Annotated in this window: 7 protein-coding genes; 5 read left to right on the top strand and 2 right to left on the bottom strand. The window is 63.9% G+C overall.

The annotated features are described in order from the left end of the window. Positions 1-286: 286 nt before the first annotated feature. Positions 287-463, top strand: coding sequence for a hypothetical protein (locus MUO23_06620; protein ID MCJ7512629.1), 177 nt, complete (start codon positions 287-289; stop codon positions 461-463). A 69-nt stretch (positions 464-532) separates the two neighbouring features. Continuing rightward, positions 533-691 carry a hypothetical protein gene (locus tag MUO23_06615; protein ID MCJ7512628.1) on the top strand — a complete coding sequence of 53 codons (159 nt, stop codon included), beginning with the start codon at positions 533-535 and terminating at the stop codon, positions 689-691. 102 nt (positions 692-793) lie between these two features. On the opposite strand, the gene MUO23_06610 is transcribed toward MUO23_06615, so the two are convergent. Beyond that, positions 794-1,651 (bottom strand): formate transporter FocA, encoded by an 858-nt coding sequence (locus MUO23_06610; GenBank protein ID MCJ7512627.1) that lies wholly within the window; start codon positions 1,649-1,651, stop codon positions 794-796. A 166-nt stretch (positions 1,652-1,817) separates the two neighbouring features. After that, complete coding sequence (locus tag MUO23_06605; GenBank protein MCJ7512626.1) at positions 1,818-2,756, bottom strand: DMT family transporter; 939 nt, start codon at positions 2,754-2,756, stop codon at positions 1,818-1,820. A gap of 81 nt (positions 2,757-2,837) precedes the next feature. Between MUO23_06605 and lipA the strand changes: the two genes are divergently transcribed. The 3 genes from lipA (at position 2,838) to MUO23_06590 (ending at position 6,502) form a co-directional block, all read left to right on the top strand. Further along, a complete protein-coding gene (lipA, locus tag MUO23_06600) occupies positions 2,838-3,803 on the top strand; it encodes a lipoyl synthase (GenBank protein ID MCJ7512625.1) in 966 nt (321 codons plus the stop codon). Positions 3,804-3,896: 93 nt separating this feature from the next. Next, positions 3,897-5,888 carry a glycosyltransferase family 39 protein gene (locus tag MUO23_06595; protein ID MCJ7512624.1) on the top strand — a complete coding sequence of 664 codons (1,992 nt, stop codon included), beginning with the start codon at positions 3,897-3,899 and terminating at the stop codon, positions 5,886-5,888. Positions 5,889-6,055: 167 nt separating this feature from the next. Next, positions 6,056-6,502: a hypothetical protein gene (locus tag MUO23_06590; GenBank protein MCJ7512623.1), complete on the top strand. Its 447-nt coding sequence runs from the start codon at positions 6,056-6,058 to the stop codon at positions 6,500-6,502. The last annotated feature ends 189 nt before the right edge of the window (positions 6,503-6,691 follow it).

Below are 6,691 nucleotides of genomic sequence, written 5' to 3'. Positions count from 1 at the left end.
TGGAGTTGGTGCGGGATTGCGACTGCAGCGAGGGCTGCCCGGCCTGCGTCGGGCCAATCGCCGCCGGCGGCGGAGAGGTCAAACAGCTGACCGGCAGGCTGCTGTTGGCCGTGCTCCCGGCAACCGGCCGCGGACCGGCGCAAGGTGTGCAGCCGGATGGGGAGGGCAAGGATGGGTGACGCATGACCGACGTCTCGGTTGGACGTCTGGCAATGCTGTACCGGGGATCGCAGACGCTCGCCTCCACCATCGCTCTGGAGGCGGTCTTGAATGGTGCGACAGACCAGTGATCGCCGTCACCCAGGCGGAGCGTGGTTTCCTGATGCTAGGAGACCGCCAACAGGGTTTGCGATTCCAGGTGGCGCAAGGAATCGAGCAGCAGCTGATTGACACCAGCCTGATCCCGCACGAGGCGCCCGTCGTCTCCGGTTTCAAACTGGGCGCGCTATTGCGTTCGGCCTAGGAAGTCGCCGGCGACTTCTATGACTTCATTCATCGCCCGAATGGGGAGCTGGGGATCGTTGTCGGTGATGTGACCAGCAAGGGCGCGCCGTTCGGCCTGGAACGGGTGCAGGCCGGACTGCCGGCTCCAAACGTGTGTGCCGCCATCGAGCAGGCCGCGCTCGATCCTGTTGGCGCCCAACCGGCGCTGGATGGCCTGAGGCTGGTGGCGCTGCGCTGCATCGGTTGAGGGCCTTCGGCGGCTGCAACGACGGAAAGGCCTGCACGCTGCACGCGCCCGAGGGGCGCGTGCAGCTCTTCCCGGGCCGGTTGTCCGGAAAGTTGGCGCGGCCTACTCCTTGGAAGTGTGCCTCAGGAAGATGAACCAATACACGATTGCCACCAGGAGGGCGCCGCCGATCATGTTGCCGATCGTGACTGGGATCAGGTTGTTCACGATGAAGTTCGGCCAGGTGAGATTCTCGAGGGCGATGCCGGTAGACTGGGTGAACGCCGGATCGTATTCCTTGATCAGCAGGGCGATGGGCATGTAGTACATGTTGGCCACACTGTGTTCGAAACTGGCGGCGACAAAGGCCGAGATCGGGAAGATGATCGCCGCGATCTTGTCCAGTGTGCTCCGGGCGCTGTAGGTCATCCATACCGCCAGGCAAACCAGGACATTGCACAGGATGCCCAGGAACACGGCCTGCACCCAACCCAGCTGGACCTTGCCGTTGGCGATGTTGAGTGCCGCCACACCGACCGCCCCGCCGCCGAAAGTGTACTGCCTGCTCATGAACATCAACAGCGCTGTCCCGAGCGACCCACTCAGGTTGCCGAAGTACACGATGGTCCAGTTGCGGGCCAAGGCAAAGGTCGAGACCTTGCCGCTGGCCCAGGCCATCACGATTAGGTTGTTGCCGGTGAACAGTTCGGCCCCTCCCACGACCACCAGGATCAGGCCCAGGCAGAATGCCAGGCCGATCAGCAGACGCGCAATGCCGTAGGGTACGACGCCGGAGAGGCCTCCAGCAACCGTCGTGGCGAAGATTGCACCCATAGAGATGAAAGCCCCAGCCAGGACGGAGAGGGTAAGCACGGTCCAGAACGGCAAGGCCGACTTGCGTACGCCGATTTGCTCGGCGCGCACCGCCATCTCCGCAGGGAGGAGTGCATCGATGCGAATCTCTTGGCTCTCATTGATCATGTGGATATTCTCCTGCCCTCTGCCGTGCAGCAGGGCAGTCCCAGCGTAGCGCTGCTTGCCGCGGCTCTCAAGAGACGAACATCACCGCCTTTGAGCCCCCTGCTTCCATACCCGCGCCGCCCTCTACGGCAGCGGTTTGGCATGCGCACCCAGTTCGGTCAGGCTGCTAGGGAGTGTGGGCCGGGCGGAGCGTGGGCTGCGGCAGGGTGATCCAGACGACGCCAGCTAGGACCAGCAGGCCGCCCAACATCTGCTGTGGAGCCAGGCGCTCGTGGAGCAGCAAGCTGGCAAGCAGAATGGTGAACACCGGTTCGAGCGTGCTCAGCAGCGAGGCCGTGGTCGGACCGACGCGTGCCATACCGGCAAAGAAGGTACTGATCGGGAGGATGGTGCTGAACAGGATCAGGCCCAGGATGATCGCCCCGCTGCTGACTGTGGGCTCGAAGGCCCAGGTCCGGGTGGCCAGGCCGATGACCAGGAAGCTGATGGCGGCGCCGGCGGTGACCCAGGTTGTGCTGACCAGCGCCCCGGCTTGATGCACGTGCCGATCGCTGATCACAATGTAGCCGGCGTACCAGCCGGCCGAACATAGGGTGAAGAACACGCCCAGCCGATCGACGGGCTGGCCCGCGCCGTTGCCCGCGCCGCTGGTGACCGTCAACGCCACGCCCAGGCCGGCGAGGGCCATCGCTAGCCATTCTCGCTGCCTCGGTGGGCGATGGTTGACACGCCAGTTTAGAAGGGCGACGAAAAACGGGTAGGCGTACAGCAAGAGGGCGCTCAGGGAGGCCGGAATGCGCTGCAGTCCGAGGAAGAACAGGCTGGCCTGTACGGCATAGCCGAACAGACCGAGGCAGAGCAGGATCAGCGTCAATCGGATCCCTGGAAACACCGCCCGCCGGCGGGCCAACACCAGTCCGATGGCCAGCAGCAAGGCCGCCCCGCCGAACCGCAGGCTGAGAAAGCCGGTCAGGCTCAACCCGGCGGAGAATGCCAACTTGCCGAAGATCGACAGGCTGGAGAAGCCGGCGGCAGATACGGCGATCAGGCCGGCGCCGAGCCAGCGGGTGCGCCCTGCAGGCGAAGGGGAGGCGGGAGCTGTCATCGGTTGCGGCCTGTGCCTGTGCCAGCCATGGAGTATACGGCAGCGGCCTCAGCCACGGCGACCGCTCGAAGGCGAGGTAGAATGACCCTCCTTGGAGGGCAAGTGACCACCCGCGATCGCCCCCCGACTCCCATCGACAATCCGGCGCCAGACGCACCCCGCCCGCCGCGCCGGCCGGAATGGATCCGCGTGCGGGCTCCCTCGGGGGAAACCTACGAATGGCTGCGCGGGATGATGCGCGCCAAATCCCTGCACACCGTCTGTGAAGAGGCGATGTGTCCTAACCTCGGGGAGTGTTGGGGTTCCGGCACGGCCACCTTCCTGATGATGGGCGACATCTGCACCCGGTCGTGCGGCTTCTGCGACATCAAGACCGGGCGCCCGGCGCCGCTGGACTGGCTCGAACCCGAACGTGTGGCGCATGCCGTCCAGGCGATGAATCTCCGCCATGCGGTGATCACCAGTGTCAATCGTGACGAGCGGGGGGACGGTGGGGCGCCGATCTTCGCCCTGGTCATTCGGCGCATCCGCCAGCTGCAGCCCGGCTGCTCGGTCGAGGTGCTGATTCCTGATTTCAAGGGGTCGCGGGAGGCGCTGAAGATCGTGGTCGAGGCCAGGCCCGAGATTCTGAACCACAACGTCGAGACCGTGCCGCGGCTGTTTCGGCAGGTCCAACCGCAGGACCGCTACGAGTGGGCCCAGGCTACGCTGCGCAATGCCAAGCAGCTCGATCCGGAGATCCTGACCAAATCCGGGATCATGCTCGGGCTGGGGGAGACGATAGACGAGGTCAGGGCCGTCCTGGACGACCTGCGCCAGTGCGGGGTCGACATTGTCACCATGGGACAGTACCTGCAGCCTTCCAAGAAGCACCTTGCGATCGCCCGCTACTACACGCCCGAGGAGTTTTCCGAGCTCAAGCGTTATGGACTTGAGATCGGTTTCCGTTGGGTGGAGAGCGGTCCCTTGGTTCGGTCCTCGTACCACGCGGAACAGCAGGTCCGGGCCTTGAGCGCAATTCATCGGACCTACGTTGGGACCGATTGACCTGAGAGCTCACCGCGCGACTCCCTGCCGCAAGGAGGGGGCTCGCTTCTGGCCGATCCATTGGCGACGGGCCCTCTCCCGTGGGTGCGACACATGCTCCTTGTTCTGCCCGTAATCGCCTTCATCCTGATCTTCCTGGTCGTGCGCAGGCTCCAGAGCGCCCGGACGATCGAGCGTGGTGGCTGGGAAGCGACCTTCGTCATGGCCAGCGCGTTCTGGGGCGCTGGCCTGGCGCTCGGTTTCGAGCTACTGGGCCTCGCAAGCTCCCTCAGGCAGCCGGAAGTGGCAGGGTTGTGGCTTGTTGTCGCTCTGGTCGCTGGGCTCGCCTTTCTGGTCAGCCGAAGGCGAGAGGCCACTCGCCGCATGCCCACTGCACCCGGCAGACGGTGGGCCCCACTCGATGTCGCCTTCGTGGTGCTCCTGTCCTTAGCTTTGGTTCTTCTCTTGGGAGTTGGCTGGACGTCGCCACCAAACAACGTTGACTCGCTCCTGTACCACATGAGCCGCGTGGTCCATTGGGCCCAGGCCGGTTCGCTGCGGCACTACGCAACTGCCTACGGCCATCAACTGTGGAATCCGCCCTGGGCAGAAATCGCCATCCTCAATCTCCGCATCCTTTGGGGCAGCGACAAGCCGGCGAATCTGGTGCAGTGGGGCGGCTTGGTTGCATCGCTGGCTGCCGTTTCCGGAGTGGCTCGTATGCTGGGGATTGGCAATCGAGGCCGAATGCTGGCCATTGCTCTGGCAGTGTCCCTGCCTTCAGCTGTTCTCCAGGCGACAAGTACGCAGAACGACCTAGTGGTTTCCTGTTGGCTGGTTGCAGCGCTACTCCTGGTGATACTTGTGGGTAAGGGAGCGCAGGCGAGCCAGCGGTTGGAGCTGCTGGCGCTGGGCGCTACCTTCGGTCTGGGTCTCCTCACCAAGGGCACCTTCTACCCTCTATTGTTCCCGATTCTGCTGCTATTCCTATGGTGGCGGGACTGGCGGAACCAAACCTGGCGGTCCTTGGCGGACACAGGCTTGGTCTGGGTTTCGGCCATAGTCGTCAACCTTGGCCATTGGGGGCGCAACCTGGCGGTTAGCGGCACTCCCCTCGGACCCGCACAATGGATTGCGGGACACACCCCGGTGGGAGATCCGGCAAGCACTCTGTATTCCAGGGTTGTAGTCTTGCCGTTCCTTCTCCTGCGGGCGACCGCTTTGCACTTGGCAACGCCGTGGGCTTCAGTCAACCAGGTTATCCAAGACTCGGTCAGCGCCCTTGGCGGCCGGAACATGCCTGGGATGGGGCCCCTTGTGCTAGCGTGGGGCTGGAATCATGAGGACCTGGCAGGCAACCCCCTCCACCTCCTCCTCATCGGCCTCAGCCTGGCTGCGGCGCTCTTCTGGTGGAGACGACAATCTCGCTCGGTCATGGCAGTAGCGGCGGTGGCGATTGCAGGGTATCTCTTGTTGGTTCTGCTGGCTTTGCCGAGCAGTCAGCCCTTCGGTGTACGTCTACAGCTTCCGTTCTTCATCCTCAGCGCTCCGTGGGTCGCAGCCGTCATCGTCTCGGCGCGAGCGCGCTGGCTACCTGGCGTACTGACTTTCAGCTTGCTCTTGCTGTCGCTCCCCTGGCTGCTGTTCAACACCACCCGCCCTGTCATCGCCATGGCTGCGGAGCCGGGAGCGTGGGAACTTCCTTGCACCGACACCTTCGGCTGCACCAAAGCAGGGAGCGCATTCTCGACATCGACCGTCGATCTACTCTTCGCCAACACGCGGGAATTCCAAGAAGGCTACACGTCCGCCATCGAGGCGCTTGCCGCAACGACCTGCACAAGGGTTGGTCTTAGGATTGATTCGAGCCACCCCGAGTACCCATTGTGGTATCTGGCCCAGGCTCCGCAAAGCGGGATCCGATTCGAGTCGATCTATCCCGCAGAGGGTCTTGAAGGGCTGGTCGATCGAAGCTTCGCGCCGTGTGCCATCATCTGCACCATTTGCGGCGAAAGGGTTCGGCTCCACGGCCTGAATCTGTTCCGCGAGACAGCCGGCGTGAAGCTGTTTGCCGGCGATGGATTCACCTGGGAAGAAGACGGCTGAGGGGCTTCGTGATTGGTGTGGCGGGTGCCGCCAGAGGCGTGCCGACGATAACGCGTGAGCACGAAGCCGGGCTGCGACCTTGTCGGCGAAGGGAAAGACCTGACCGGGCTTGTATAATCTCTGCTGCGCTGCCTCCGCCCACGCGAGCCTGAATCAGAGGAGTGTGCATGTATTCCTTCATCTTGATCCTTCACAACTGGATGCGTTGGGTCGTCGTCCTGGCCGGAGTCTATGCGCTAGTCCGTGCCTACTCGGGCTTGCTGAGCAGGCGCAGCTGGACTCCAGCCGACAAGACGGCCGGCACGCTGTTCTCGGTTTCGGTCGATATTCAGTTCCTGCTCGGCCTGATCCTGACCTTCCTCAGCCCGCTCGTGGCGGCGGCTATGGGCAACTTGCCGGCGGCCATGCAGTCGGACGAACTTCGGCATATCCTGGTGGAGCACATCCCCTTGATGCTGTTGGCGGTGGTCTTTGTGCATCTCGGTGCCATAGGCGCCCGACGTGCCTCCGACGACCGAAGTCGCTTCCGCCGAGCCGGGCTGTGGTTCACCCTGACGGTGCTGATCCTGCTGGTTGCCATACCCTGGTGGCGGCCGCTGCTGCGTCTGCCCTGAGCCCCGGCTGCGTCCAGGCATGGGCGACTTCCGCTTCTACCATCCGGTCGAGGTCCGTTACGCGGACATCGACGCCCAGCGGCACGTGAACAACGTCGTCTTCTTCACCTACATGGAGACGGCCCGCGCCGCCTACCTGCGCCATCTCGGACTGTGGGACGGCAAGGAGTTCCTCGACATCGGCATCAT

Source organism: Anaerolineales bacterium, from assembly GCA_022866145.1.
In the GTDB taxonomy this organism is placed as follows: Bacteria; Chloroflexota; Anaerolineae; order Anaerolineales; family E44-bin32; genus PFL42.
This window is presented reverse-complemented; position numbering and strand designations above follow the sequence as displayed.

Coding starts and splice junctions, on each gene's coding strand:
- lipA (MCJ7512625.1), top strand. CDS start 2,838: ATGACCCTCCTTGGAGGGCAAGTGACCACCCGCGATCGCCCCCCGACT.
- MUO23_06595 (MCJ7512624.1), top strand. CDS start 3,897: ATGCTCCTTGTTCTGCCCGTAATCGCCTTCATCCTGATCTTCCTGGTC.
- MUO23_06610 (MCJ7512627.1), bottom strand. CDS start 1,651: ATGATCAATGAGAGCCAAGAGATTCGCATCGATGCACTCCTCCCTGCG.
- MUO23_06590 (MCJ7512623.1), top strand. CDS start 6,056: ATGTATTCCTTCATCTTGATCCTTCACAACTGGATGCGTTGGGTCGTC.
- MUO23_06605 (MCJ7512626.1), bottom strand. CDS start 2,756: ATGACAGCTCCCGCCTCCCCTTCGCCTGCAGGGCGCACCCGCTGGCTC.